23 protein-coding genes and 3 pseudogenes are annotated in these 25378 nt (G+C 68.7%); 16 read left to right on the forward strand and 10 right to left on the reverse strand.

All coding sequences use genetic code 11. The features are described from left to right. The first annotated feature begins 310 nt into the window (after window positions 1–310). Window positions 311–997 carry a TMEM175 family protein gene (locus IEZ19_RS25965; RefSeq protein ID WP_189313709.1) on the forward strand — a complete coding sequence of 229 codons (687 nt, stop codon included), beginning with the start codon at window positions 311–313 and terminating at the stop codon, window positions 995–997. A 230-nt stretch (window positions 998–1227) separates the two neighbouring features. Here IEZ19_RS25965 and IEZ19_RS25970 read toward each other — a convergent pair whose 3' ends face one another. The 3 genes from IEZ19_RS25970 to IEZ19_RS25980 form a co-directional block, all read right to left on the reverse strand. Continuing rightward, window positions 1228–1476, reverse strand: a complete 249-nt coding sequence (locus IEZ19_RS25970; protein ID WP_189313710.1) for a hypothetical protein — start codon at window positions 1474–1476, stop codon at window positions 1228–1230. Window positions 1477–1865: 389 nt separating this feature from the next. Continuing rightward, entirely contained in the window at window positions 1866–3215 is a 1350-nt protein-coding gene (locus IEZ19_RS25975; protein ID WP_189313711.1) for an FAD-binding oxidoreductase, read from the reverse strand. Continuing rightward, the gene (locus tag IEZ19_RS25980) at window positions 3212–4114 is read right to left on the reverse strand and encodes an LLM class flavin-dependent oxidoreductase (RefSeq protein ID WP_189313712.1); all 903 of its coding nucleotides are present in this window, start codon (window positions 4112–4114) and stop codon (window positions 3212–3214) included. Before IEZ19_RS25980 ends, IEZ19_RS25975 begins: the two co-directional genes overlap by 4 nt. Window positions 4115–4206: 92 nt before the next feature. Between IEZ19_RS25980 and IEZ19_RS25985 the strand changes: the two genes are divergently transcribed. Further along, window positions 4207–4578 (forward strand): winged helix-turn-helix transcriptional regulator, encoded by a 372-nt coding sequence (locus tag IEZ19_RS25985; RefSeq protein ID WP_229840764.1) that lies wholly within the window; start codon window positions 4207–4209, stop codon window positions 4576–4578. A gap of 641 nt (window positions 4579–5219) precedes the next feature. Here the strand turns inward: IEZ19_RS25985 and IEZ19_RS25990 are convergent. The 3 genes and pseudogenes from IEZ19_RS25990 to IEZ19_RS26000 form a co-directional block, all read right to left on the reverse strand. Further along, window positions 5220–6116 (reverse strand): annotated as a pseudogene (locus IEZ19_RS25990) (helix-turn-helix domain-containing protein). 30 nt (window positions 6117–6146) lie between these two features. Further along, the gene (locus tag IEZ19_RS25995; protein WP_189313818.1) at window positions 6147–7010 is read right to left on the reverse strand and encodes an oxidoreductase; all 864 of its coding nucleotides are present in this window, start codon (window positions 7008–7010) and stop codon (window positions 6147–6149) included. 34 nt (window positions 7011–7044) lie between these two features. Next, window positions 7045–8292, reverse strand: coding sequence for an MFS transporter (locus IEZ19_RS26000; RefSeq protein WP_189313713.1), 1248 nt, complete (start codon window positions 8290–8292; stop codon window positions 7045–7047). 1114 nt (window positions 8293–9406) lie between these two features. Between IEZ19_RS26000 and IEZ19_RS26005 the strand changes: the two genes are divergently transcribed. From IEZ19_RS26005 to IEZ19_RS26035, 7 genes and pseudogenes are all read left to right on the forward strand, one after another. Further along, a complete protein-coding gene (locus IEZ19_RS26005; protein WP_189313714.1) occupies window positions 9407–10060 on the forward strand; it encodes an FMN-dependent NADH-azoreductase in 654 nt (217 codons plus the stop codon). A gap of 115 nt (window positions 10061–10175) precedes the next feature. After that, window positions 10176–10538: pseudogene (locus IEZ19_RS51010) on the forward strand (iron chelate uptake ABC transporter family permease subunit); the annotation flags it as partial. A 658-nt stretch (window positions 10539–11196) separates the two neighbouring features. After that, a complete protein-coding gene (locus tag IEZ19_RS26015) occupies window positions 11197–11667 on the forward strand; it encodes a carboxymuconolactone decarboxylase family protein (RefSeq protein ID WP_229840771.1) in 471 nt (156 codons plus the stop codon). Window positions 11668–12169: 502 nt separating this feature from the next. Then, on the forward strand, window positions 12170–13957 hold the full coding sequence (locus IEZ19_RS26020; RefSeq protein WP_189313715.1) for a nitrite/sulfite reductase: 1788 nt from the start codon (window positions 12170–12172) through the stop codon (window positions 13955–13957). A 38-nt stretch (window positions 13958–13995) separates the two neighbouring features. Beyond that, window positions 13996–14736 (forward strand): hydrogen peroxide-dependent heme synthase, encoded by a 741-nt coding sequence (gene hemQ / locus IEZ19_RS26025; RefSeq protein ID WP_189313716.1) that lies wholly within the window; start codon window positions 13996–13998, stop codon window positions 14734–14736. A gap of 38 nt (window positions 14737–14774) precedes the next feature. After that, a complete protein-coding gene (ctaD, locus tag IEZ19_RS26030) occupies window positions 14775–16454 on the forward strand; it encodes an aa3-type cytochrome oxidase subunit I (RefSeq protein ID WP_229840778.1) in 1680 nt (559 codons plus the stop codon). A 19-nt stretch (window positions 16455–16473) separates the two neighbouring features. Then, the gene (locus IEZ19_RS26035; RefSeq protein ID WP_189313717.1) at window positions 16474–16833 is read left to right on the forward strand and encodes a hypothetical protein; all 360 of its coding nucleotides are present in this window, start codon (window positions 16474–16476) and stop codon (window positions 16831–16833) included. Window positions 16834–16978: 145 nt separating this feature from the next. On the opposite strand, the gene IEZ19_RS26040 is transcribed toward IEZ19_RS26035, so the two are convergent. Continuing rightward, window positions 16979–17710: an alpha/beta fold hydrolase gene (locus IEZ19_RS26040; protein ID WP_229840780.1), complete on the reverse strand. Its 732-nt coding sequence runs from the start codon at window positions 17708–17710 to the stop codon at window positions 16979–16981. 533 nt (window positions 17711–18243) lie between these two features. On the opposite strand from IEZ19_RS26040, the gene IEZ19_RS26045 reads away from it, so the two are divergent. Beyond that, complete coding sequence (locus tag IEZ19_RS26045) at window positions 18244–19722, forward strand: catalase (protein ID WP_189313718.1); 1479 nt, start codon at window positions 18244–18246, stop codon at window positions 19720–19722. 117 nt (window positions 19723–19839) lie between these two features. Here the strand turns inward: IEZ19_RS26045 and IEZ19_RS53575 are convergent, their stop codons facing one another. From IEZ19_RS53575 to IEZ19_RS26060, 3 genes are read right to left on the reverse strand one after another with little or no spacing between them, the layout of a single operon-like run. Beyond that, window positions 19840–20295 (reverse strand): histidine phosphatase family protein, encoded by a 456-nt coding sequence (locus IEZ19_RS53575; protein ID WP_373297049.1) that lies wholly within the window; start codon window positions 20293–20295, stop codon window positions 19840–19842. Continuing rightward, complete coding sequence (locus IEZ19_RS53125; RefSeq protein WP_308429005.1) at window positions 20292–20441, reverse strand: hypothetical protein; 150 nt, start codon at window positions 20439–20441, stop codon at window positions 20292–20294. The genes IEZ19_RS53575 and IEZ19_RS53125 overlap by 4 nt, the downstream gene beginning before the upstream one ends. Window positions 20442–20468: 27 nt before the next feature. Continuing rightward, window positions 20469–21029, reverse strand: coding sequence for an HPP family protein (locus IEZ19_RS26060; protein ID WP_444545195.1), 561 nt, complete (start codon window positions 21027–21029; stop codon window positions 20469–20471). Between the two features lie 311 nt (window positions 21030–21340). On the opposite strand from IEZ19_RS26060, the gene IEZ19_RS26065 reads away from it, so the two are divergent. The 6 genes and pseudogenes from IEZ19_RS26065 (at window position 21341) to IEZ19_RS26085 (ending at window position 25304) form a co-directional block, all read left to right on the forward strand. Next, the gene (locus IEZ19_RS26065; RefSeq protein ID WP_189313721.1) at window positions 21341–22261 is read left to right on the forward strand and encodes an MBL fold metallo-hydrolase; all 921 of its coding nucleotides are present in this window, start codon (window positions 21341–21343) and stop codon (window positions 22259–22261) included. 133 nt (window positions 22262–22394) lie between these two features. Further along, window positions 22395–22706 carry a hypothetical protein gene (locus IEZ19_RS26070; RefSeq protein ID WP_189313722.1) on the forward strand — a complete coding sequence of 104 codons (312 nt, stop codon included), beginning with the start codon at window positions 22395–22397 and terminating at the stop codon, window positions 22704–22706. Between the two features lie 25 nt (window positions 22707–22731). After that, a pseudogene (locus IEZ19_RS51015) lies at window positions 22732–23286 on the forward strand (M20/M25/M40 family metallo-hydrolase); the annotation flags it as partial. 191 nt (window positions 23287–23477) lie between these two features. Continuing rightward, entirely contained in the window at window positions 23478–23657 is a 180-nt protein-coding gene (locus IEZ19_RS51020) for a M20/M25/M40 family metallo-hydrolase (RefSeq protein WP_229840808.1), read from the forward strand. Between the two features lie 308 nt (window positions 23658–23965). After that, window positions 23966–24406 carry a transposase gene (locus IEZ19_RS53580; RefSeq protein ID WP_189313723.1) on the forward strand — a complete coding sequence of 147 codons (441 nt, stop codon included), beginning with the start codon at window positions 23966–23968 and terminating at the stop codon, window positions 24404–24406. Next, complete coding sequence (locus IEZ19_RS26085) at window positions 24393–25304, forward strand: sigma factor (RefSeq protein WP_189313724.1); 912 nt, start codon at window positions 24393–24395, stop codon at window positions 25302–25304. Before IEZ19_RS53580 ends, IEZ19_RS26085 begins: the two co-directional genes overlap by 14 nt. Window positions 25305–25378 lie beyond the last annotated feature (74 nt).

Below are 25378 nucleotides of genomic sequence, written 5' to 3' on the forward strand. Positions count from 1 at the left end.
GATCTGGATCAAAGACCTCGCTCAGACCACCACTTGATCACGATTCAATACGCGCCCTAAGAGTCATCACGTAATTCACGTGACGTCCGATGCGGCGAAGGCCTGGAGGCCGTCTGCCTGCCTTGATACCGGGTAGCCCCAGGCGGTCTGCCCGCCGCACGAGCCGGACGCCCAAGAGGCATCGCGTCCGCGCGCTCACCCCCAACGACCGGCGGACCACCACACAACGGTTCCGGCGGCGCCGCCGGATATCGTGGCCGAGGTCTTGTCCGACCACCACCTAGCCTTCTGAACCATGGGAAAGCGCCTCATGTCCAGACCCGATGACGAGCCGGAGCAGGGAAGCCGGCTATCGGAAACCACCCGGGTCGAAGCCTTCAGCGACGGGGTGTTCGCCATCGTCATCACGCTGCTGGTGCTCGACCTGCAAAACCCTGCGCACACACCCGGAGGACTGCTCTCCGCCCTCGCCGCCCAGTGGCCCTCCTACCTGGCGTTCTTCATGTCCTTCGTCTACGTGGGCGTCATCTGGCTCAACCACCACGCGCTCTTCCAGCGCATCGGCCACGTCGACCGAGGCCTGCACTGGGTGAACCTCGGGATCCTGCTGGGCGCCGTGGTCATGCCGTTCCCGACCGCGATCCTCGCCGAAGCACTGGCCCAGGACGCCACGGGCCGGGACGCCCAGGTCGCCGTGGCTCTATACGCGATCGCAGCGGCCTTGATGTCGGCCACCTGGTGGGCGGCATTCCGCTACCTGCGCAGCCGACCGCACCTGTGGGAGCCCGACGTGGAGCCGTCCTACATGCAGGCACAGCGATTCAGGCCTCTCACCGGCATGGCGCTGTACACGATCAGCGGTCTCGCCGGCTGGTTGGTCAGCCCGTGGGCGGGCATGACCTGCATCATGATCATGATCGTCTACCATGCGGTGACCAGCGAAGGGCTCCCCGCACGGGGAGTAAAGCGCCGACCCCGCCGCTCCCGTCCCGCTTGACCATTCGGCGACCAGCAACGCTCCGTACGCCGGACAGGACACTCCGACCGTCGCGGAGACCGCCCTCACCCACTCGAGCAGCGAAGCGGCGGCGGCCAGTTCACCCGCGACCACGTGTACGGCGATCCGTGCGGACAGGCCGAGGGGCAGCGTGGTGAGGCGGCCGCTCTCCCGGGCGAGCCGGATGTGCCGGTCGGCGAGCAGGAGAAAGGTTTCGTCGTCCCACAGGCTCACTCCATGAGGGTGGCGAGCCAGAGCCGGCGCAGACCCTCGTCCTCGGAGAGGCCCGGCCCACGGAACGCTTTCAGCGCCGGTCGCAGCCTCGGCACGCCGGCGGCGGCGCCGTCGAGGATCATCGTGGTCATGCCGTCCAAGAGCAGGTCGCTCGGGCGCAGGGGCTCTGCCGCCGGTGGTGCCGAACGTGCGGCGTCGGCCGCTTCGAGTTGGCCGATGCCTGTGACGATCGGGGTGGTGAACAACGCCGCGCAACCTCGATCAGGTTATGGACCTCCGTTGTCGTGAGTGGTGTGTACAGCAAACGGAGACCGCCGCTTCGGCGAGGGCTGTCCCTCCGGGAGGAGGGAGACGTTGTGATCGAGCGGTCCGTCGACGAGGGCGGTGTAACGCTCGGGACCCCCATACGAGTGGCTGCTTGCCGGGTTCGAGTTCGTCGTCGCCGTGGGCGACGGGGCTGCCGCCGGGCGGCACGGTGGCCTCGGCGAACCCGAGTGAACCGTTCGTGCCGTCCGCGGTGACCTCGACGGTGTAGGTGTCGCCCGCGAGCCCTCGCCGGACGCCCTCGGACCGCCGTACGAACACACCGCCCCGCGCCGTCCACCTCGAGTCGTTCTCGTCGGGAACGGGGAACTCATCTGCTGCTGCTTGGACTTCCGGAGGGGGGCGTCTCAGACGTGCTTGGGGGTCGGTGCAGGATGCTGTCGGGGTCGTAGCGCTTCCACAGTTCTCTGACGCGGGTGCCGGTCGGTCCGGGGTAGGCGCGGGTGAAGGTCGTGTCGTCGGGGGCGCTTTCGAAGTTCACGTACGCTCCGTCCGTGTGCGGGGCCAGGGTGTCCCAGACCGCGGACAGGGCGGGCCGGTCGTGGGGTGGGAACATCGAGGCGATGACCAGCGTCTCCTGGTGGCGGTGGGTGAAGGCGGTGGCGGCCGGGTCCGGGTCGCCGGCCGCGCCGCCGAGTGAGCGCAGCTGGATGAGGGCCGGGTCGGGGCCCGTCGCCGCTGTCACGAGGGCACGGGCCGCGTCGGGGGTGATGTCGGTGAGGAGTCCGTTGGTGGTGGTGGACGGCATCTGCCCGGTGTTGCGGTGCAGGTGGGCGGTGGAGACCAGGTCCGTGTAGGGCACGATGTGGGCCTGCTGGACGGTGACTTCGCCGATGCCGAGGAGCGGCTGGAGGGCTTGTTGGATGGTGGCAGGGTTGTCCGAGGCCACGACCGCCGTGATGACGGCGAGCGGTGTCGTGCCGTGGGAGGCCAGTATCACTTTCGTCGACAGTTCGCGTGGTGCCTGGGCCATGACGTCGCTCCAGCCCTGCAGGGTCTCGCCGGCCGGGTCCACGCGCGCGACGAGTTGGGCGAATCCGACGTCACGGAGTTCGGTGGCTTCGATCTCGAAGGCCACCGCGATGCCGGCGCCGGCTCCGGCGCCGCGCATCACCCACAGCAGATCCGGGTCGTTGACGGGGTCGGCGCGGACCTGGGTGCCGTCGGGCAGCACCACCTCGACCGCGCGGACGTGGTCGACGGTGAGTCCGTAGTGCCGTACGAGCCATCCGATGCCGCCGGCTGTGGCCAGGCCACCGACTCCGACGTTGCCGTGGTCGCCGGAGCTGATGGCCAGGCCGTGCGGGGCGAGTGCCTGGGCGACCTGGGCCCAGCGCGCACCCGCCTCCACGCGTACCAGGCGTGCGTCGCGGTCGAGCACGTCGACCCGGCGCATCTCACTGAGGTCGATGACGAGCCCGCCGTTGTTCGTGGCGCTGCCGGACAGGCCGTGCCCGCCGCTGCGGACCGCGAGCGGGAGCTGCTGCTCGCGGGCCAGCCGCAGTGCCGAGGCGACATCGGCGGCGGATTCGGCGAGGACGACCGCTGCCGGGCGGCCGGTAGTGGTGTACGTGGAGCGAAGCAGGGGGTAGCGGCGGTCGTCGGGGGTGATGATCTTGCCGGCGAGGTCGGTCGGCGATGTGCCGAGGGTTGTGGTCATCGTCCGTTCCTCATGGCTTCGACGTGTTCACGGACAGCGGGAGCGACCTCGGAGGCGAAGAGCGCGAGCTGATTCTCAGGGTTCACCGTGGGCCAGAACACGAAGGTGTCGAAGCCGAGGACGACGGCCCACTCGGTGAGCGTGTCCACCCACCGGTGCACGTCGCCGACGAGGCCCTGGCCACCCCGGCCGCCCGCGCCGATGGCGCCGATCACGTTGTAGATACGGCGGATCGATTCCGGGGCGCGTCCCGCGGCAGTGGCTGCTTCGTCGATGATCTCCTGGCGGGAGGGCACCTCGTCCGGTGGGACGTAGATGTTCAGCGGGGAGACCCAGCCGTCGGCCGAACGGCCCGTCACGGCCAGCATTTTGCGCTTCTGGGCGCCGAGCCAGAGCTCGACGGGCCTGGGTGGCAGCGGACCGGCCTGGTAGCCGGTCACCGAGTGATGGGGGCTCTGGAGCCGTACGGTGGTTCCGGCGAGGGCGCGGCGCATGAGCTCGAGCGATTCCTCGGTGAAGGCGACCATCTGATCGCCGCGCCGGGGCGTGCCGCCCATCGAGGCGATGGCCTCGGCGAAGGCACCGCCGCCGACGCCGAGCTGGATCCGTCCGTCGGTGAGGACGCTGAGCGAGGCGGCGGCCTTCGCGAGCATGGTCGGTGGGCGTAGTTGCAGGTCGGCGACGTCGGTGAAGAACGAGATGCGATCGGTGACGGCGGCGAGGTTGCTGATCAGGGTCCAGGTGTCGAGATATCCCGGCTGGTAGGGGTGGTCCTGGACGGCGAGGTGGTCCAGGCCGCTGTTCTCGGCCTGGCGTGTGAGGCGCCGGGTCAGGTCCAGTGACCCGGCCGCCGGATCCAGGCTGAGCCCGAAGGAGAGGGAGCGTCCGTAGTCGGTCATGCGTCCACAGTGCGGCGGACGGCTCCGCCCGACAAAGCTTGGGTAAGGTGCTAATATTTAATTAGTAGCTTGAATTCAGGAGAGGCAGAGAAGTGATCAACACCCAGTCCCAGATCCAAACCCTGCACCTGGAGCGCAGCTCGATCCACGACGACTCCTGCCCGAGGTTCCAGGGCGCCCTCGAGCTGGTCGGACGCCGCTGGACGGGATCGATCCTGGCGGCCGCCGCCCAGGGTGCGCGCCGCTTCGGCGAGTTCCGGGCCCTGATCGACGGCATCTCCGACCGGCTGCTCGCCCAGCGCCTGAAGGAACTCGAGGCCGAGGGACTCATCGACCGGACCGTGATCCCCAGCACGCCGGTGCAGGTCCGTTACGGCCTGACCGCGGAAGGCCACGCCCTGTTGGCCGCCCTGCAGCCGCTGGTGCAGTGGAGCGCAGGGCGTGCCGCCCGGCGGGCGCGCTAGCGGGGCGCCACAGTCGGACGCGCACCGCTCCCGTGGTCTGTTCGGGGACTCGACCAGTGACTCGGCCGGAGTTCCCCCCAGGGTGCGGCCGGGGTCACACCCTGGGACAGCGACCATGGAGGGCCTGTCGGCGGTCTGCGAGCTGCACCCCGTGCAGGCGGCGTTCGCCCCCACGACGCGTGCCTGTCCGAACATCCGTGAGGCCATTCGCGAAGTGACAGCGGAGAGTTGACGATGCAGCCGTGGCCGTGGCGAGCGCCGATCCGCGTACCACCGACTCCACTGCCCGGGTCGGCGCGCCGACGACGATGGCGGAACTCGCCGCCGATCCCGTCGTAACGCGAACGCCTGACCTTCGTACGGGAGGCCCTGCTCCCGAGTGATTACGGCTACCGGGTCGAGGGCGGCAGGGGCGGCCGGGAGACGTCCGGGGCGCGTTCCGAACCGACCGCACGCGGCACTTGAAGCCCGAGCTCCTGCTGGACCAGTACGGCATCAGCGATGTTGCCCACCCCGCCACCCCTCACGGCAGCAAGCAAATCGTCCTCGAGCCGTGCGTCCTCGCTGCCGCGCCCGCCGCCCCTGCCTGGATCATCTGCATGTCTACTCGGAGCCGAAAGTGCCGCTGAGTCGGATGCCGTTCAGCCGCGCCGTGACTGCTCGTCCCTTTCCTCTCCTGCCGTCTCCGTCGGCCCGGTGGGCAGCTCGGTGGCGGCCCAACCGGTCAGGAAGGCCAGGGCCTGTGCGCTCGGTGAGTCGGGTTCCGCCGTGTACACGAGCAGGCTCTGGTCCGCGGACCCCCGTACGTCAAGCACTTGGAAGTCCAGGTTCAACTCCCCGGCGACCGGGTGGACGAAGTCCTTGCGTCCCTGTCGCTGGGACCGGACCCGGTGGTCGGACCATCAGCGGCGGAAGTCGGGGTCCTTCACGGAGAGTTCCCCGACGAGACGGGCGAGTTCGGGATCGTTCGGATAGCGGCCGGCGTCCATGCGGAGGTAGGCCACGCACTCCTGAGCGACTCTCTCCCAGTTCGCGTATCGCCCGCGGACCTCGGGGTCGAGGAAGGTGAGCCAGATGTGGTTGCGCCGCCTGGCAGGCTGCTTCGAGTAGTCGGTGAACAGCGCAGCGCTCAGACTGTTCCACGCCAGGATGTCCATGCGGCGGCCCAGCACGAGTGCGGGGATGTTCACCATGCTGTCCAGGAGGACCCGGGTGGCCCGTGACACCTGTTGACTTCTCTTTTCGGCCGGCCGCGCCCCACCGGAGATACCGGCCTCGGCAGCACAGCGCAGGAGGTACTCCTCCTCATCGGGGCGCAGCTCAAGTGCCCTGGCCAGGGCCGTGAGGATGGTGGTCGAGGCCGACTTCACGCGGCCCTGTTCAAGCCGCACGATGTAGTCCACGCTCACGCCCGCCAGCGAGGCGAGTTCCTCACGCCGCAGTCCAGGCACCCGGCGGTGGCCGCTCGTGGGCAGGCCCAGTTGGTCCGGGCTGAGCCGGGCACGGCATGCGCGCAGGTATTCACCGAGTTCTGTCACGGCGACTCCTTCCCCTGTGACCTGTACGAGTCATACGGCCGGTCGACCGGCGGCGATCTCCGCGTCGTCGTGATCGGTGGACTGGGCCAGTTCGCGCCAGCGGTCGGTCTCCTCGCGCAGCTGCGCGATCTTACGGTCCATCGCCGCCACGCAGTCACTGCCGAGTTGGGCGCGCAGCGGCGGCTCGGCGGCGTCGGCAAGGGCGAGGATCGCCGTGGCCCCCTTGACGGGGTCACCGGGCTGAGCGTGATTCAGTCCGGGCACTGCCCGACGCACGGTGCCTGCCGTCTCGGCGTAGTCGGGGATGACCTGACCCTCCGTGTGCAGGCTGGTGGCGTCGAGGAAGTCGGTGCGGAAGTATCCCGGTTCGACGATGGTGACCTGGATTCCCAGCGGTGTCAGTTCGGCGCGCATCGCCTCGGACAGGCCCTCCACCGCGAACTTGGTCGAGCAGTAGACGCCGAAACCCGCGGCGCTCTCGAACCCCCCGATGGAGCTGAGATTGAGCACACGGCCCGACCTCTGCCGGCGCATGACCGGCAGGACGGCCCGGGTGACGTTGGCGAGACCGAAGACATTGGTGTCGTAGACCGAACGCATCGCGGCGTCGGAGGTCTCCTCCACCGCGCCCAGCACGCCCCGTCCCGCGTTGTTGATCAGGATGTCGATCGTTCCGAACCGCGCAGTGGCCGCATCGACGGCGGCACGGGCCTGTGCCTCGTCGGTGACGTCCAGGGCCACGGCGAGCAGCCTGTCCCCGTGTTGGGAGAGCGCGTCCTTTACGTCCTGGGGCCTGCGGGCCGTCGCCACGACGTTGTCACCCCGCTCCAGTGCCTGGCGTGCGATCTCCAGGCCGAAACCGCGGGACGCGCCGGTGATGAACCATGTGGTCATGTCATTACCTCTCATGTATTCGATGCTAGAAAAATCAGGCTGGATACCGTGAACTCGGACGCACCGCGAGGACCCCCGCGACCACGGCGAGCAGGGCCACCAGGAACCCGAACCACGAAAAGGCGGCTGCGACACCGAAGTGGGAAGCGGCGGCGCCCAGGGCGACCACCGGCACACTCACGGCAAGGTAGGCCAGGGCGAAGAATCCCGGCAGGAGCTGGGGCCGGTCGCCGGACCTCACCGCCGCCGTCACGGCGCTCGTGGACCCCATGAACGTCAGGCCGAAGCCCGCACCGGTGATCGCGGCTCCGAGGAAGAACAGCGTGGTGTGAGCCATGTCGTACCCGGCTACGGACGCCCCGAGCCCGGCTACGAGCAGCCCGCACCCCGTCACCGACGCCGTCCGGTCGCTCAGTCTTCGCAGCAGCATCGGGGCGATACCGCCGCAGCCCTGTACCACCAGGATGACCAGTGAGGACAGAGCCCTGTCGTGAGTGTGCAGGAGGCCGGCGACGAGGTCGACGCCCAGCGCCAGGTACAGTCCGACGACACTCCAGCCGACCGTCACGAGAGGTGCCACTCTCAACAGGATCCTGCGCGACCCTGCTCCCAGCCGCGGCACCCGGGGGCGCCAGGACCGGAGCTGTTGCTGCTCCGGCTGCCAGGCGGGGATGGCCCGCACCAGCACGAGTCCGCAGACCGACAGCACGGTCAGTACGACGAACGGGGTGACCAGTGGCGCCGGACCGTACTGCGCGGCGAGGCCGGAGAACACCGCGCCCAGCGCGATACCGGTCGAGGTTGCCGTGCTGTTGGCCGCCGCCGCGGCCCGGTGACTGCGGTCCGGGTGGAGATCGGCCAGCGCCGAGCCCGCGCTGCTGGTGAGCAGCCCGACCGCGACGCCCTGGACCAAGCGGGCCAGGCACAGGGCCCAGGCTCCGGTGGCCAGGAGGAACGTCAGGAAGCTGAGCACCAGGGTGGCCTGCGCCAGGACGATCGTCCGTCGGGTGCCCAGGTGCGCGGCCAGGCCTCCTGCGAACAGAAGAGTCAAGATCGCACCGAGGGCGTAGCAGGCGTAGACGATCGTCGAGGTGGTCGTACCGAAGTGCCATTGCTGCTGGTAGAGGCCGTACAGCGGAGACGGCACGCTGCTGGCGGCCATGACCACGAAAACCACGGCGACCACGCCGCCGAAGTGCCAGGGCTGGTGTGGTCGGTGGCGGTGGATCGTACTGTGTGCGCGCTCCCGGACCTGGAGGGCGGCCGGTTTGCCGGCGTTCATGAGTCCTGACATCTCCCATGGAATCGGGGGCGGTCGCCGGCGGTCGGCGCCGTGTGACATCCAGGGTCGTGGCGGAAAGCCGCGGCATACAGGGAGACCTTTTCCTGGGCAACCGTGCCTGGGAAAGCCAGTACCAGGCACGCGAGGTCCGGCCCTGTGCGAAGGCTGTTGCCAGGCTCCGGGCTGGTGCTGCGGTAGGCGGATTGCGATCACGGCGCCGGCTCGCGGAATGGGGATGCGGTAGATCGGCGAAGTGCGTAGGGCCGGGACTTGCCGCGCCCGTCCCTCAGCCTGGTAAGAGCCATGCACCGGCTGGAACCGGTCCCAGGACTGAGCGGACAGGGCCGGCCGCCGTTGGGTGGTCCAGATCGATCCCCGTTCGGCTCCCCGAGCCCGGCCGTGGCTCCGCTGTGCGTGCCGCACCGAGTACGGCAGGAGCCGGCAACTCAGGCGCACCGCCGGTCAGATGGTCCTGCGGGAGCGCCGAGGCCGTGGTGGAGGCCTCGGTGCGCCGTGACAAGCCCCGCTCAGGCGCGCGCCGGCCGGGCGTACAGACTCTTGCCGTCGCAGATGTACAGCACCTGACCGGTCACGGACCGGCTCGCGGGTGAGGCGAAGCAGCGCGGCCCGGGCCGCGTCGGCCGGTTCGCCGAGGGTGCCCATGGGCTGGGCCAGGCAGCAGCCGGCCTATGACCTCCTGGGGTCCGCACCGCAGTAGTGGTGTGCGCCGTCCGCGAACTGCTCGACCGGACCGGAATGGCCCCCGGCGCAGTCGAGGCCCGGTTCGGCGGCTCCTCGTACGGCGGTCTTCGCTCGCCCAACGCGTCCTGCAGCGGTCGGCGTCCCCCGCCAGCCGGTCTTCACCGTCGAGAACGCCTGCGTGAGCGGCGCCTCCGCCGGCTCAGACGCTGGTCCTGCGCCGATACAGGCATGTCGCCCCGTTCGGCGTTCGCAAATGCCCGGCAGGAAAGACTGCCCAGTCAAGGGTTACTTACTTATAGTTAGTAGATTACGGATGCTTTGAGGGGTCGGTGTCTGCGGCCGCACAGTGAAACACGTGCCGCCTCTGCCGGCGGCCATGAAAGACCACGCCCTACACACCTGGAACCTCACTATGGCAACCTTGCTGCACCTCGACTCGTCCCTGCACCCCGGCTCCGACTCCAAGTCCCGTACCGTGGCCCAGGCGTTCCGCGACGCATGGCGGGAACAGCACCCCGGCGGCGAGGTCGTCTACCGCGACCTCGCCGCGGACCCGCTGCCCCACCTGGATGTGCACGGCTTCTCCGCGACCTTCGCTGACGACGACTCCCGCACACCCGAGCAGGCCGCGGCGTTCGCCAGGCGCCTGACGCTGATCGAGGAACTCGAGCGGGCCGACGCCGTGCTGCTCGGCGCACCGATGTACAACTTCACGATCCCCTCGACCCTCAAGAGCTGGATCGACCACGTGCTCCTGGTCGAACGCACCACGGGCGACAGCTCCAGCGTCAAGGGCCTCCCGCTCACCGTCGTCGCCAGCCGCGGCGGCTCCTACGCGCCGGGCACGCCGCGGGAGTCGTCGGAGTACGTCCAGAACTACCTGCGGTCCATCCTCGGCGAGTACATGGGCTTCGACATCGACTTCATCGTGCCTGAGCTGACCGCAGCCGCCTCCAACCCGGCCATGGCTGAGCTCATCCCCCTGGCCGAGGTCTCCTGGACCAGGGCCCTGGAGGACGCCGTCACCAAGGGCAAGGAAGTCGCACAGCGCGTCGCCGCGGCCTGACCGCCCCAGGACGCCGCCGGGCGGGGTCCGTCACCATCGGAGCCCGCCCGGTACGGGCGCCCGCCCGTACCCGAGAGGCTTCTGTGCCCCGCAGTTGCCCGCCCGAGTTCCGCAGACCGGTTCGCTGAACGGTCGTGACTGGTCGCAGGTGTGGCCGTTGCTGGGTGCGGTACTGGTGCTGGTTCCGCTGCTGCTGTGGCAGGGGCGGGGGCTGGCGTTGCTGGAGCTGGGGGACGACACGGCGCGAGCGCTGGGGGTGCCGGTGGAGCGGACCCGGCTGGTCGCGGTGCTGGCGGCGGTGCTGCTCACCGCGGTGGCGACGGCTGCGGCGGGGCCGGTCTCCCTTGTGGCGCTGACCGCTCCGCAGTTGGCCCGGCGGCTCACCCGGGGCTCGGGTCCGCAGTTGCTGCCGGCTGCCGCCATGGGGGCGTTGCTGCTGGTCGGCGCGGACTGGGCGGCGCAGCGGGCGTTCGGCTCGGTGGAAACATCAAAACTTTTCGAACGGCACCGAACAATGGGTCGGGGCCTGCTGAGGGGTGCCACTATGGCCGGCTTGCCTGCCGCAGAGGCTGAACCCCGCAGCCGACCGACCGACGTCCACCGGACTTTGACAGCTTGCCGGGCACGATGCCCGACAGATCCGTCCTGCAGGTGTGTGCGTGGGCTCGGGAATCTCCGACCGGCCCGCAGACCGAGCGGCCGTTGCATACCGCACATCCAGGATTCGGTCGTCCGACGGATGCCCGCGTCGACATCGCGCACGCCGAGGCGCCGGCCGCCAAGGCATCGGCTTCGTCGACGCGGGTGTCTCCGGCAGCGTCTGGGCCTCGAGACCGGCTACGCCCTGTCCGCCGTCGACCTCGCCGTGCCGCTGTCCGCCATCACCACCTCGCTCTTCGCGCGGTTCTCGTCCCGCCAGGACGACTCCCCGCAGTGAAGATGATCGCGGCACCGGCACTGCACAACCAGTTCGGCGGCCACGGCATCACTGCCGCTCTCTACGACCCGACCGGAATCCGCCTCCCCGCCCACACCCTCGACACCTCGAACCCGCGGCTGAGAACACCATCCTCTGCCGCTGCAGGCTCCGGTCATTGCAGATCATCACCCGCCCTCTCGTTCCCAGGAGTTGACCCATGTCGCGCATCGCCCGCCACACGCCCGAAACTGCCCCCGAGCTCAGCCGGCAGGCCCTGGCCGCCCTCGCCTTCCCCAACGGCAAGATCCTCAATTTCTTCGCACACATGGCGGCCTCGCCTGCCGTTCTGCAGGGCTATGTGGCGCTGCAGTCCGTGATCGAGGACTACGGCACCCTCGACGCGCGCACCCGTGAGGCCATCGCGCTGGCGGTTGCCAACCAGGACCACTGCGACTACTGCCAGGCCGCCCACACGCTGACCGGCAAGCAGGCCGGCTTGACCCAGGAGCAGACCATCGCCATCCGGCGCGGCGAGGTCGACTTCGACCCCAAGTCGGCGCGCTGCTGGCCGTGGCTCGCCAGGCTGCCGCCAACGTCGGCGTCGTCGACGACGACACGTGGAAAGCCGCCCAGCAGGCCGGGTGGACCGATGCGGAACTGGCCGAGCTCCACATCCACATCGCCATAAACCTCTACACCAACCACTTCAACCGGTGGGCCGACACCGAACTCGACCTGCCGGCCGCGCCCGAGCTGTAACGCCGGTCGGGCCTCGCGCCGGGGGCCGCCTGCCCGCCTGCATGCGGACAGCCGCCCACACCCTGGTAGCACCGGAATCGATATGGCTCCGCAGCGTTTCGAGTTCGCCCGGCCTCTGACTTCCCCGAGCGACAGGAGGTCCGAAGAGGGTTCGCGTCCCCGTGACATGCATGAGATCCGTCGCATTGCCTGATGGGCAAAAGTTTTGCCTCTTGGGAAAGATGCTCGGTTGAATCGGCCCATGAGCTTTGACACGGACAAGCGCACGCGGGTCCTGGTCGGCGTCCCCGTCGCCCGGACCCACGCCGCCTGACGACCCCTGACATCGCCTCGAATCCGGTGGCGGAGGCGGGACCGACGCCCCTCGGCCCCGCTTCCGCCACCGACGCCGCACGCCGTACTCCGGGCCGAGAATCCGAGGAGTAGCACTCATGACCAACCACCAGCCCGCGCCAGCCGACTTCGTGACCGCTCCGGCCACCGCCCGCACTCTGGACCTGGCCCCCGCACGCTCCTGTCGCGGGCACGGCGCCTGCACCTGCCAGGAGGAGCCGGCCCCGCCCGCGGCGGACCGGACACGGCGCCGTTCCGAAGGGCAGTGGGCGCTCGGCGACCGCACCCCGCTCAACGCCAACGAACGGTTCAAGCTCGAGGACGACGGTCTCAACGTCCGCGTCCGCGTCGAATCCATCTACGCCAGGCGCGGTTTCGCGAGTATCGAGCCGGACGACCTGGGCGGCCGCCTGCGCTGGTGGGGCCTGTACACCCAGCGTCGCCCCGGCATCGACGGCGGCAGGACCGGCACCCTCGCACCCCACGAACTGAACGACGAGTACTTCATGCTGCGCGTCCGTGTCGACGGCGGTCGCCTCACCACTGCCCAACTGCGCACGATCGGCGAGGTGTCGAGGGACTTCGCCCGCGACAGCGCCGACATAACCGACCGGCAGAACATCCAACTGCACTGGATCCGCATCGAGGACGTCCCGGAGATCTGGCGTCGCCTGGAGTCGGTGGGCCTGACCACCGCACAGGCCTGCGGTGACACCACCCGTGTCTTCCTGGGCAGCCCCGTGGCCGGCATCAGCGCCGATGAGATCGTCGACGGCACCTGGGCGATCGAGGAGATTCACCGCCGCTGGATCGGCGACCCCGAATTCTCCAATCTGCCCCGCAAGTTCAAGACGGCGATCAGCGGCTCGCCCCACCAGGACGTCGCCCACGAGATCAACGACGTCTCCTTCATCGGCGTACGCCACCCCGAACTCGGCCCCGGATTCGACGTATGGGTCGGCGGCGGGCTGTCCACGAACCCCATGCTCGCCCAGCGTCTGGGCGTCTTCGCCACGCTGGAGGAGGTCCCCGGCATCTGGGCCGCTGTCGTCGCACTCTTCCGAGACCACGGCTACCGCAGACTGCGCGGCCGGGCACGGATGAAGTTCCTCGTCGCCGACTGGGGAATCGAGAAGTTCCGCCAGGTCCTCGAACAGGACTATCTGCGCCACCCGTTGAACGACGGCCCGGCACCGCCCCCGCCCACCGGCGAGGGCGACCACATGGGCGTCCACCGCCAGCGCGACGGACGCTACTACGTCGGTGCCGCCCCGCTGGTCGGCCGGCCCCTCGGCAGCACCCTCGTCGCCCTGGCCGACCTCGCCGAGGCCCACGGATCACGGCGCGTGCGCACCACTCCGCACCAGAAACTGCTCCTCCTCGACGTCCCCGAGACCGAGGTCGACGACCTCGTGGCCGGAGTCGAGGCACTGGGCCTGCGGGTGAGGCCGTCGACGTTCCGGCGCGGCACCATGGCCTGCACCGGGATCGAGTTCTGCAAGCTCGCGATCGTCGAGACCAAGGCGCGCGCGGCGGCTCTCGTCGACGAACTCGAACGCCGGCTGCCGTCCTTCGACCAACCCCTGACCCTCAACGTCAACGGCTGCCCCAACAGCTGTGCCCGTATCCAGATCGCCGACATCGGTCTCAAGGGTCAGCTGGTCGTCGATGCCGAGGGCCGTCAGGTGGAGGGCTTCCAGGTGCACCTCGGCGGCGCCGTGGGCATGGACGCCCGCTTGGGCCGCAAATTGCGCGGCCACAAAGTCACCGCCGACGAGCTGCCCGACTACGTCGAACGACTCGTACGGCGCTTCGAGACCGCCCGCAAGGACGGGGAGCGGTTCGCCGACTGGGTCGCAAGGGCGGACGAGAACGACCTGCGCTAGGCCACGCACGAACGCGCGGCTTCGAGAACGGAGTGCTCATGTCGAAGGACGACGGACGTACGGAACCTGCCGCACACGGCAGGGTGCCGGACGCCGGCAAGAAGGCCAAGGACCTCAACAAGGTCGTACGGTACGCCCTGTGGTCGGTGTTCCGGCTGCGTGGCCCGCTCCCGCCCGAGCGGTCCGGACTCGCGGACGAGGTCACCGCGCTCTTCGAACGGCTCGCCGCACAGGACGTCATGGTGCGGGGCACCTATCACGTGTCCGGGTTCCGCGCCGACGCCGACGTCATGATCTGGTGGCACGCCGCGAGCGCGGACGCCCTCCAGGAGGCCCACCAGCAGTTCCGCCGCACGGCGCTCGGGCGAGCCCTGGAACCGGTGTGGTCGGCCATGGCCCTGCACCGCCCGGCCGAGTTCAACCAGTCCCACATCCCGGCCTACGTCGCCGACGAACGCCCCCGCGACCACATCTGCGTGTACCCGTTCGTCCGCACGTACAACTGGTACCTCCTCGAACCGGCCGACCGCCGCGAGATGCTCGCCGAACACGGCCGCATGGCACGGGACTTCCCCGACGTCCGTGCCAACACCGTCCCCTCCTTCGCCCTCGGCGACTACGAGTGGATCCTCGCCTTCGAGGCCGACGAACTGCACCGCATCGTCGACCTCATGCGCCATCTGCGCGGCTCCAGGGCGCGGCTGTACGTCCGCGAGGAAGTCCCCTTCCACACGGGCCGCCGCACCACGGTGCCCGAACTCGTCGCCGCCCTCGCCTGATTCCCCTCCGCATCCGAACAAGAACAGCTGAGAACCGCATGAACACATCGGATCCCTCCGCCACTACGTTGCGTGATCGCCCCGAGACCCCACCGACACCGGTACTCGGGCGACGACCGGGTGCCCAGGTGGTGAAGTGGGTGACATCCACCGACCACAAGACCATCGGAACGCTCTACCTCGTCACCTCCTTCGCTTTCTTCTGCGTCGGTGGCGTCATGGCGCTGCTCATGCGCGCCGAACTCGCCCGCCCCGGACTGCAGTTGATGTCCAACGAGCAGTTCAACCAGGCGTTCACGATGCACGGCACGATCATGCTGCTGATGTTCGCGACGCCCCTGTTCGCCGGCTTCACCAACTGGATCCTGCCGCTCCAGATCGGCGCGCCCGACGTTGCCTTTCCTCGGTTGAACATGCTGGCCTACTGGCTCTACCTGTTCGGCTCGCTCATCGCGGTCGGCGGCTTCCTCACGCCCGACGGCGCGGCCGACTTCGGCTGGTTCGCCTACTCGCCGCTTTCGGACGCCGTCCACTCGCCCGGCGTCGGCGGTGACATGTGGATCATGGGCCTGGCGATGTCCGGCTTCGGCACCATCCTCGGCTCGGTCAACTTCATCACCACCGTCATATGCATGCGCGCCCCCGGCATGACCATGTTCCGCATGCCCATCTTCGCCTGGAACGCGCTGCTCACCGGCGTCCTGGTGCTCATTGCCTTCCCGGTCCTGGCCGCGGCCCTGTTCGCGCTGGAGCTGGACCGCAAGTTCGGCGCCCACATCTTCGACCCGGCCAACGGGGGCGCCCTGTTGTGGCAGCACCTCTTCTGGTTCTTCGGCCATCCCGAGGTGTACATCATCGCCGTACCGTTCTTCGGTATCGTCTCCGAGATCATCCCGGTCTTCGCCCGCAAGCCGATGTTCGGCTACATGGGGCTGATCGCCGCGACGATGGCCATCGCCGGCCTCTCCGCCACCGTGTGGGCACACCACATGTACGCCACGGGAGGGGTGCTGCTCCCCTTCTTCTCCTTCATGACGTTCCTGATCGCGGTCCCGACCGGCGTGAAGTTCTTCAACTGGATCGGCACCATGTGGAAGGGCTCGCTGTCCTTCGAGACACCCATGCTGTGGACGACCGGCTTCCTGGTGACGTTCGTCTTCGGCGGCCTGACCGGTGTCGTCCTGGCCTCGCCCCCGATGAACTTCCACGTCACCGACAGCTACTTCGTGGTGGCGCACTTCCACTACGTCGTGTTCGGTACCGTCGTCTTCGCGATGTTCGCCGGATTCCACTTCTGGTGGCCGAAGTTCACCGGCAAGATGCTGGACGAGCGGCTCGGCAAGATGACGTTCTGGATGCTGTTCATCGGCTTCCACGGGACGTTTCTGGTCCAGCATTGGCTGGGCGCGGAGGGCATGCCCCGCCGCTACGCCGACTACCTCGCGGTAGACGGTTTCACGGCCCTGAACACGGTCTCGTCGATCTTCTCCTTCCTCCTGGGCATGTCGCTGCTGCCGTTCTTCTACAACGTCTGGAAGACGGCCAAGTACGGCAAGAAGATCGAGGTCGACGACCCCTGGGGATATGGCCGCTCCCTCGAATGGGCCACGTCCTGCCCGCCGCCCCGCCACAACTTCCGCTCCTTGCCACCGATCCGGTCGGAGTCCCCGGCGTTCGACCTCCACCATCCGGACATCGCGGCCCTGGAAGGTCCGTGACGAGGGGCAGGAGGACGCCATGCCCGAAGAGGAGAAGCACGAGAAGAGAGAAGCGGCGGACGGCATCGCGAGACTGGAGGGCTACCTGCTCTGGAGCGCCCACCTCACAGAGGCCCACGAACAGGCCACTCGCTTCACGTCCCGTCTGTCGTGGCTCACGACGGCGCAACGCGAGGACGTGGAAAATGCCTACGTGAGCGACCATTTGGCCCTCTCTCGGGCCACGGACGCCCACATAGTCCGCCGCATCCTGGAGATCCGAGCGGAGTACACAGAACGCTACGAACATCTCAAGGTCCGCTGCATTGCCTGGACCCTGATCGCCATGGCAACGACGGTGGGATCCGTCACGCCTCTCATCCTCGCCGGCGCACGATAACCCGCACAAAGAGAGATTCCCGCCCACCCTCGTCGAACGGTCGCCGGCGGAATCACCTCGCGCCCCGAATGCAGCCAGGGGGACCAACAGTTCGGCGTCAAGGCACCGCTCGGTTCTGCTCCTCCCACGCGACCCGTACCGCCTCTCACTGCTGGGCGATACGGGTCAGCAGCGAACGCAGGATGGCGTCCGTGTGCGTCCACAGGAGCATGCTGCCTTCGTAGGGCACGACGAAGCGGCGTGCTGTGGGGATGCGTTGGGCCAAGAAGGCTCCGAGGTCCGGCGAGTGCAGGGGGTTGGTGTCCCGGTCTGCGTACCAGAGGTCGACCGGGACCGTGATCGTTGAAGGGTCGAACGGCCAGCGGCTCAGGGCGAGTACTGTCTCGCGTGCGTAGCCGGCGCCGCCCTGGGCAAAGCCGTCGGTGAGGGCGCGCCGGTAGTTCTGCTCGAACGCCGGGTCGGCGAAAATGCGCTGGTCGGCGTCGTGGCTCGTGCCGACTGTAGCCTCCCACAAGATGTCTGCGTCGGCCGCGTCCCGGAGGAGGAGTTCGGCGCTGGACGCGCGGGTGGCCACCTGCTTCACCAGGACGGCTGCCTCCGGCTCAAGCGCGGACGCCAGCGCCGGGTGTGCCAGCTCATCGGTGGCGGAGACCAGGGAGACGCCGGTGACCACCCGCGCTGCACCGCATGCCAGTGCGAAAGGCGCACCCATCGAGAAGCCGATGGCTGCCATCCCCTCCGCTCTTTGTACCTGAGCGAACTCCCTTATGCCGAGCGCCCAGTCGCGCAGGGTCCACCCGTCGTCCGCGCTGGAGGCGCCCAGTCCGGGGCGGTCCACGGTGATCAGGCGGACACCGAACCGTCTGATCGTGTCCACGGGTAGGCCAAGCCATCGGCTTGTCGCCGATCCGGGACACAGCAGGACAGGGATGCCCGTGGGCGGCCCCCACTCCGCCCATGCGAGCCGGCGTCCACCGGCAAGGCGTGTCTGTCCCAGCCGCTCGGGTGGCGTCACGGTGGTGGCCATGTACGGATCTGCCATTCTTGCCTGGTCCTGCGTTGTGTGCAGTGCCGGTGGATCGTGCCCCGAGGAGGATCTCACGCATCCGGTGGCCCTCGGGCGTGCGGTCGCGCTGTCTGCGCAGCCCAGGGTCTCCTCACGCGCGGCCGGGCGTGAGGAGACCCTGCGGTGGTTTTCCGGTCTGTTGGGTGGCCGGCCGTTACATGCCCAGCTCTCCGGATGGCCTGCGGAGCTCACCCGCCACATGACAGTCACGTGTCCGGGCAGCAGACCGCGATCGGCAGTTGCCTGACCAATGCTCCCGGGTTTCCGCCGCAGTTGTTTTCTTCGCCTGCGCCGGTCTCCGAGAGCGGTTTCTACCACCGACCTCTTGAGTGCGAGGCACACCCATGACAGTGCATCAGACCCAAACTCCGTTCACCTTGACGACCGGGACGGGTGCACCCGTCGCCGACAACCAGAACACCGAGACAGCAGGCCCTGGCGGGCCGCTGCTCCTCCAGGACCAGCACCTCTTCGAGAAGCTCGCGCACTTCAATCGGGAGCGCATCCCGGAGCGCGTGGTGCACGCGCGCGGCGCAGGCGCATACGGCACGTTCAGGGTGACCGCCGACGTCACGCGGTGGACCCGGGCGAAGTTCCTCTCAGAGCTGGGCAAGGAGACCGAGGTCTTCCTTCGCTGCTCCACCGTCGCCGGCCAGCTGGGCTCGGCGGACGCGGTGCGGGACCCGCGCGGCTTCGCGGTGAAGTTCTACACCGAGGACGGCAACTACGACCTGGTCGGCAACAACACCCCGGTCTTTTTCATCAAGGACCCGAGCAAGTTCCCCGACTTCATCCACACCCAGAAGCGCGACCCCTACACGGGCTCGCAGGAGGTGGACAGCGTCTTCGACTTCCGGGGGCTGAGCCCGGAGTCCACGCATCAGGTGACCTGGCTCTTCGGTGACCGTGGCATCCCTGCCTCGTTCCGGCACATGAACGGCTACGGCTCGCACACCTACCAGTGGCAGAACGAGGCTGGCGAGATCTTCTGGGTGAAGTACCACTTCAAGACCGACCAGGGGATCAGGAACCTGACGGCCGAGGACGCCGCGGTGCTGGCCGGCAAGGACCCCGACTCGCACCAGCGCGACCTACGCGAGTCCATCGAGCGCGGCGAGTTCCCCAGCTGGACGGTGCAGGTCCAGATCATGCCGGCGGCCGACGCGGAGACCTACCGCTTCAACCCGTTCGACCTCACCAAGGTGTGGCCGCACGCGGACTACCCGCCGATCGAGATCGGCAGGCTGGAGCTCAACCGCAACCCCGGCAACATCTTCGCCGAGGTCGAGCAGTCGACCTTCTCTCCGGCGCACTTCGTCCCCGGCATCGGCCCGTCGCCGGACAGGATGCTCCAGGGCCGGCTCTTCGCCTATGGGGACGCCCACCGGTACCGCGTCGGGGTCAACGCCGACCAGCTGCCGGTGAACCGCCCGCACGCCGCCGAGGCGCGCAGCTACCAACGGGACGGCGCCCTCTACGACGGCCGCCACGGCCGCGCGAAGAACTACGAGCCCAACAGCTTCGGCGGCCCGGTGCAGACCGGCCGTCCGCTCTGGGGCGGCACTGAGGTGGCCGGGCTCACCGGCAATCATCCCGCTCCGCTGCACGCCGAGGACGACGACTTCGTGCAGGCAGGTGACCTCTACCGGCTGATGTCCGAGGACGAGAAGGAACGCCTGATCAGCAACCTGGCCACCGCCATTGCCGGGGTCTCCGCCGACCGCGACGACATCGTCGCACGCACGATCGCCAACTTCGCCAAAGCCGACGCCGACTACGGCAAGCGGCTCGAGGCCGCAGTCACGGAACGCCGCGGCAAGTAAACAGCCGTGTCCCTGCCCGAGCGGCAGGACGAAACAACGTCAGGCTGCCCGGCCACGTCCGGGCAGCCTGACCCATGGGGCAGAGGGGAGCGGCCTCTGCTTCAGGGTTTCCCGGGTTTACGGCGCCGTGGTGAGCCGGGAACCCGCAGACAGGCCGGAGCCGCGCAGGATCTCCGCAGTGGTCACACCCTCGCAACCGCCGTACTGCCACTCCATCAGGTCGGGGACCACCTGCTGATCCGCCGGCCCGGCAAGCTCAGCAGTGCGCCGTGCACGGGCCATGGGGCTGACCATGGCAAGAGCAATGCGCCGGTCTTGCCGTGGCGGACCAGGATGATCTCGCCCATAGCTGTCTCCTCGAGCATGTTGGCGGTCCGGGAGGACCGGGTGTGGCTCATGGCATCCGGAGCCTTCCGTGGCCCGGAGACGTGGGACTGGAGCCCTCAGCTGCCTGCCGGGGTATGGAAGCCCCACGAGGAACTCTCGTGAGCCAGGCGCAGGACCAGGGCGCGGATCGACCGGACTGTGGGCGGGCGTCCGTGCCGCTTCGGCACGCAGGTGGTTGCATGTCATCGCTTGAGCAGTTTGCGATGCCACCGGTCGGTGTCCGTGAACGCGGGCTTGCCGACCTGGCGTTGCCGTACGAGCAGTCGGTGCCGCAGGGCAGGGATCTCGATACCCGCTGCCGCCTGGGCGGATGAGGTTTCCGGCAAGGACATCTTCGCTCGGATGAGGTTGTGGCAGCTTCACCACCAGGAGGTGGGATAAGCCTCTCGTTGCAAACGGGAGGAGACCATCTGCACCAGGACGAGCAGCACCGCGCCGGCGGCCAGCAGGGGCACGAAGCGGCTGGCAGGCGGGTCGGTGAGCACGATCATGACTGCGGTCGCCATGGCCGGCGGATGGGTGGCTTTGAGCAGAAGTTTGAGTGCGCCGGCGATACCGCAGGCCACGGTAGCGGCCCAAGGGCCGTGCCAGCCGAGTGCGACAATCGCGAAGCAGACGAGGCAGGACAGCATGTGGCCGCCGATGACACGGCGGGGCTGCGCGAGAGGCGAGTCAGGAGTCGTGGTGATGATCGCCGTCGTGGCCGCGAGCGGCGGTATCAGCACCGTCTGGTGCATGATCGCCCCCACGGTCACCAGGACGGCCAGTCCGGCTGAAGTGGTGACGACCGCCGACCCGACCGTGCGCCAGTGAGGCCGCGTCCCGGCGGGTTTCCCCCCGCTGCCCGCGGGCTGCTTCGTCGGACGCTCTGAGACGTCTTCGGTCTCCCGTATCTCAGATCGAATATGCGTCACCGACACACTCCTCGGACCCTGTTTCCGGGCCAACGGCGCTCGTCATCTGGCAAGAGGGGTAACTCACCACAACCTGGTGCCCGGAACGGGTGCCTGTCCAAGTCCGTTTTTAAATCGCTCGATTGACGTCGCCAATCAAAGGTGATTCCGCCAAGGTCGCAGAGCAACCACTCAGGGTGCGCGCGGGGGTTGCAGGACAACCTTTGGGGGAAGCCGCCGGCTTGGTCGCGCCACCGGGGCGTCCAACGACCCCTGGTTGGCCGGTCAGCGGACAGCCCAGCCTCGTCCAGCCGCGTGCGACAGGTCAGGATGCCTGTATGAGAATGCCCGTCGGTCGTCCGAGTCTTCGCCCCTATCTGCCGTACAAGCAGCCCGTCATGGCACGCGATGACGGGCTGGTCGCCTATTTCCTGGGCACCAGTTCCGTACTTGTGTCGGACGGGGAGACCTCCGTGCTCAGTGACGGCTTTGTCAGCCGGCCCGGGATGCTGCGCGTTGCCGTGGGCAAGATCGTGCCTGACCGCTCCCTCGTGCGCGCCGCCACCGACCGACTGCAGGTGAAGGGTCTGGCCGCGGTGGTCTGCGCTCACTCCCATTACGATCACGCCCTGGACGCACCGGTGTGGGCCCTGCAGACCGGCGCGGAGCTGGTCGGATCGCACTCCACGGCGAACATCGGCCGCGGCCTGGGAGTGCCGGAGTCGTCCTTGCGCGTCGTCGCAGACGGGGACACTGTCTCCTACGGCCGTTTCGATCTGACCTTCCTGAGCTCCGTGCACAGCCCCGGCGACCACTATCCCGGCACTGTCGACGAGCCCCTTGTTCCACCGGCGCGCGCCGGCGCATGGAAGACCGGCATCGCCTACAGCGTGTTGATCGCCCATCCGAGAGGTCGCATGCTGCTCCACGCCAGTGCCAACTTCCGGCCCGGCGCCCTGCGAGGCCTGCGCGCCGACGTCGTCTATCTGGGTATCGGCAGCCTGGGCAAGCAGTCCCCCGAGTTCCTGCGCACCTACTGGGACGAGGTCGTAGTCGCGACCGGGGCCCGTCGCGTCGTCCTTGTGCACTGGGACGACTTCTTCCGCGGCCTCCACCGGCCCCTCCGGCCCATGCCCTATTTCCTGGACGACATCGACGCCACGATGAGGCAGCTGCTGCCCCTGGCCCGCCGCGCCGGTGTCGACGTCGTCATGCCCGTCGCCTGGCAACCGAGCGCACCTCTCGCCGACCTCACGTGAGCCGCCGTGCCCGCATCCGTGCCAGGGCGTTGCCGGTTCCCGGGTGTCGGACCAACGGTCGTGAACCGCTGGGGCTGAGGGAGGCTCTGATGTGCCGGGATCTGACGGAGTCGTGGGGTGATCCCGAGCAGCGGTGAGCGACCGCGCCGGGTGGCAGCCCACGCTCGTGGTCTTCGGCGTTCTGCCGCTGGTCCTGCCCGGTGTCGACGTTCGAGCTCATGACGTGCGGGCACACCGCGACGGCCCTCATCGGAGCGATGGTCTTGGCGCCGGTGGCCGGCATGGTCAGCGCCGTGGGCGCTTCCTCCGCTTCGCTCCGGAGCAGTTCGCGATCGCGGGACGGCTCAGCGAGCAGGCGGTGGGGACGGTGGCCACGACGGCCTTCGCCGGTCTTACCCCGTACCTCTCCCAGGCCTTGATCGTTGGTGGGCGGTGCCGCACCTAGCCCGGTCGGCGGCGGCCGTTCCCTGATGCTCAACGGCCACCTCGACACGGTGAGCCTCGCGGACTACGACGGCGATCCGCTCGATCCGCAGATCCGCGACGGCAGGATGTACGGCCGGGGCACCTTCGACATGAAGGGTGGCATCGCGGCCATGATGGTCGCCGCCGCACGAGCCGTTGCCGGGGGACCGCTGCGCGGGGATGTCGTCCTCGCCTGCGTCGCCGACGAGGAACACGGCAGCTCGGGCACCGAGGAGGTGCTGGAGTCCTTCACCGCCGACGCGGCGATCGTCACCGAGCCGAGCCGGCTGCAAGTCACCTTGGCCCACAAGGGTTTTGCCTGGTTCGACGTGGAGATCGAGGGCCGCGCGGCGCACGGCTCGCGGCCCGAGCTCGGTGTCGACGCGATCGCCAAGGCCGGACGCTTCCTGGTCGCCCTCGAGGAGCTGGGGCAGCACCTGGCGCAGGGCCCGGCCCACCCTCTCCTGGGCACGGGCACCGTGCACGCCTCCGTCATCCACGGCGGCGAGGAGGCTTCCACCTACCCGGCGCACTGCCGCATCACCCTGGAGCGCCGCACGGTCCCCGGCGAGAACGCCGACAGCGTCGAACGCGAGCTGACCGCCCTGCTCGACCACCTCACCGCCACGGTCTCCGACTTCCGCTACCGGCTGATCCGCGGTCTGCACCGCGAGCCCTTCGAGGCCGATCCGAGGCGCCCATCGTCCGCACCCTCTCCCGCCACGCCGAGCAGGCTCTCGGCCACCCGCCCGTGGTGCGCGCCGAACCCTTCTGGACCGACTGCGCCCTCCTGGACCGCGCGGGCATCCCCTGTCTCCTCTTCGGCGTGGACGGCGAAGGCGCCCACGCGGCCACCGAGTACGTCGACCTCGCCTCGCTGGACCGCCTCACCGGCATCCTCACGGCCACCATCGCCGAGTTCTGTTCCTGAGCCCTCGGCCGGACCGACTCCCGGGTCCGGCACGGAACGCCAGATCCCGGTTTCCGGCGCGGAACTCCAACTCCGGTTCGTGCAGCACGTGTGCTTTCATTGCGGCAACTCGCACAGACCCTCAGCCAGCCCGTTCATGTGGCTTTGGTGCGGGACCTTGCGGAATCCGGACGCTCTCGCCGATGGCGGCATCGCAGTCCAGCTCCAGGAGCTGTCCGAACCGGATGCGTTCATTGAGCTGACCCGGATTTTGTAGCGGCTCTGAAGCCAGGCATGATCGCCTCGGCAGATGGGGGGACACAGGTCCGATGCCTGCACCACGGAAGCACCCTGACGAGCTGCGTGAGCGCGCGATCCGCGAGGTCCAGACCTCGGGCCGTCCGGTCGCGCCCGTCCCCCGGGATCTGGGCATCCACAAGGAAGCCCTGCGGCAATGGGGCCGCCGGGCCGAGACCCTCAACGGCATCTTCAACGCCGAACCGATCGAACACCAAGGTCCCTGGCGGGACACTGACCAGGTCGAACACGCCGTCTTCCAGTGGGTCGGCTGGTACAACACCGAGCGCCTGCATTCTGCCCTCGACTCCTACCACCCGAGGAGTCCGAGGCCGGGTACCACCGAGCCTTGGCCACTGAGAAAGCAGCCTGGCAGCTCACCACTGTGCCGGATCCGTCATCTGGATGTGTGCCGCGGCAGCCGCGTTGTGTCGTGCCGTGCGAGAGGGAGGCTGTCGTATGGACCATGCTGAAGCAGTGCCGATCGCGGAGATGGTCGACGAGCGTCGGTATCTGCTGGATGTCGCCTACCGGATGCTGGGCAGCGCCCATGAGGCGGAGGAGGTTGTCGATGAGACCTACCGCCGCTGGTACGGGCTGTCGGACGTGGCGCGAGCGGGGATCACGGCGCCCCGCTCGTGGCTCACGAAGACCGCGCGTGAGATCTGTCTGGGCCGCCTCACCCGGCCCGACTGTGGCGACGAGGCCACCGGCACGGCGGAGTCCGACAAACCCTCCCAGGCCTCTGAACATCCTGGGGGCATGTCGCAGGAGGCGCAGATTCGCCGGGTTTTGCTGAATGTGCTGGACTCCCTGTCGCCGGCCGAGCGGGCGGCGTTCGTCCTCGATGACGTGGTCGGGATGACGCCGGGAAAGGTCGCCGACACCGTGGGACGCACCGAACCATCCGAAGGTGCCGAACTCGCCCGCTGGGCCCGTCATCGCCAGCGGTTGCAGTACTCACGTCCCACGACGCCGCAACAGCACGACGCTGTCGCCCGCGCCGTCCGCCAGGCCTGTGTGCACGAGGACGCCGGACACCTCGCGTCGCTGTTGTCTCCGGACGTCACGGCGTTCTTCGACGGCGGCGGGAAGGTGAGGGCCCTCGTCAGGCCTGTCCATGGCAGCCGGCAGGTCGCCCACAGCCTGCTCGCCCTGCTGGCCTGCCGTCCGCGCACCAGCCTGACCGCCCAGTCCGTCAACGGCCGCACGGGCCTCGTCGTCCGCTACGACGACCAGGTCGCCGCCGTCATCAGCCTCGGCATCACCGACCACCACGTCGAACAGGTATGGGCCGTCCTCAACCCCGACAAACTGCGCTCGTGGAATCAGCCGGCGAACCCCACCCCCGACTCCGACACCACCGTGTGATCCCTCGCCTGTGGCGTGAAACGCGGTTGAGAGGAGCGTCCTGGCCTCGTCGGGGTGCAGAGCGAGCTACTGAC

Origin of the sequence: Streptomyces brasiliensis (genome assembly GCF_014647875.1) — a bacterium.
Taxonomy (GTDB): domain Bacteria; phylum Actinomycetota; class Actinomycetes; order Streptomycetales; family Streptomycetaceae; genus Streptomyces; species Streptomyces brasiliensis.

Excerpts from the sequence above, each read along its gene's own strand:
- IEZ19_RS25965 (WP_189313709.1), top strand. The coding sequence starts at position 311 with ATGTCCAGACCCGATGACGAGCCGGAGCAGGGAAGCCGGCTATCGGAA.
- IEZ19_RS25975 (WP_189313711.1), bottom strand. The coding sequence starts at position 3,215 with ATGACCACAACCCTCGGCACATCGCCGACCGACCTCGCCGGCAAGATC.
- IEZ19_RS25980 (WP_189313712.1), bottom strand. The coding sequence starts at position 4,114 with ATGACCGACTACGGACGCTCCCTCTCCTTCGGGCTCAGCCTGGATCCG.
- IEZ19_RS25995 (WP_189313818.1), bottom strand. The coding sequence starts at position 7,010 with ATGACCACATGGTTCATCACCGGCGCGTCCCGCGGTTTCGGCCTGGAG.
- IEZ19_RS26000 (WP_189313713.1), bottom strand. The coding sequence starts at position 8,292 with ATGAACGCCGGCAAACCGGCCGCCCTCCAGGTCCGGGAGCGCGCACAC.
- IEZ19_RS26005 (WP_189313714.1), top strand. The coding sequence starts at position 9,407 with ATGGCAACCTTGCTGCACCTCGACTCGTCCCTGCACCCCGGCTCCGAC.
- IEZ19_RS26015 (WP_229840771.1), top strand. The coding sequence starts at position 11,197 with ATGTCGCGCATCGCCCGCCACACGCCCGAAACTGCCCCCGAGCTCAGC.
- IEZ19_RS26020 (WP_189313715.1), top strand. The coding sequence starts at position 12,170 with ATGACCAACCACCAGCCCGCGCCAGCCGACTTCGTGACCGCTCCGGCC.
- hemQ (WP_189313716.1), top strand. The coding sequence starts at position 13,996 with ATGTCGAAGGACGACGGACGTACGGAACCTGCCGCACACGGCAGGGTG.
- ctaD (WP_229840778.1), top strand. The coding sequence starts at position 14,775 with ATGAACACATCGGATCCCTCCGCCACTACGTTGCGTGATCGCCCCGAG.
- IEZ19_RS26035 (WP_189313717.1), top strand. The coding sequence starts at position 16,474 with ATGCCCGAAGAGGAGAAGCACGAGAAGAGAGAAGCGGCGGACGGCATC.
- IEZ19_RS26045 (WP_189313718.1), top strand. The coding sequence starts at position 18,244 with ATGACAGTGCATCAGACCCAAACTCCGTTCACCTTGACGACCGGGACG.
- IEZ19_RS53575 (WP_373297049.1), bottom strand. The coding sequence starts at position 20,295 with ATGACATGCAACCACCTGCGTGCCGAAGCGGCACGGACGCCCGCCCAC.
- IEZ19_RS53125 (WP_308429005.1), bottom strand. The coding sequence starts at position 20,441 with ATGTCCTTGCCGGAAACCTCATCCGCCCAGGCGGCAGCGGGTATCGAG.
- IEZ19_RS26065 (WP_189313721.1), top strand. The coding sequence starts at position 21,341 with ATGAGAATGCCCGTCGGTCGTCCGAGTCTTCGCCCCTATCTGCCGTAC.
- IEZ19_RS53580 (WP_189313723.1), top strand. The coding sequence starts at position 23,966 with ATGCCTGCACCACGGAAGCACCCTGACGAGCTGCGTGAGCGCGCGATC.
- IEZ19_RS26085 (WP_189313724.1), top strand. The coding sequence starts at position 24,393 with ATGGACCATGCTGAAGCAGTGCCGATCGCGGAGATGGTCGACGAGCGT.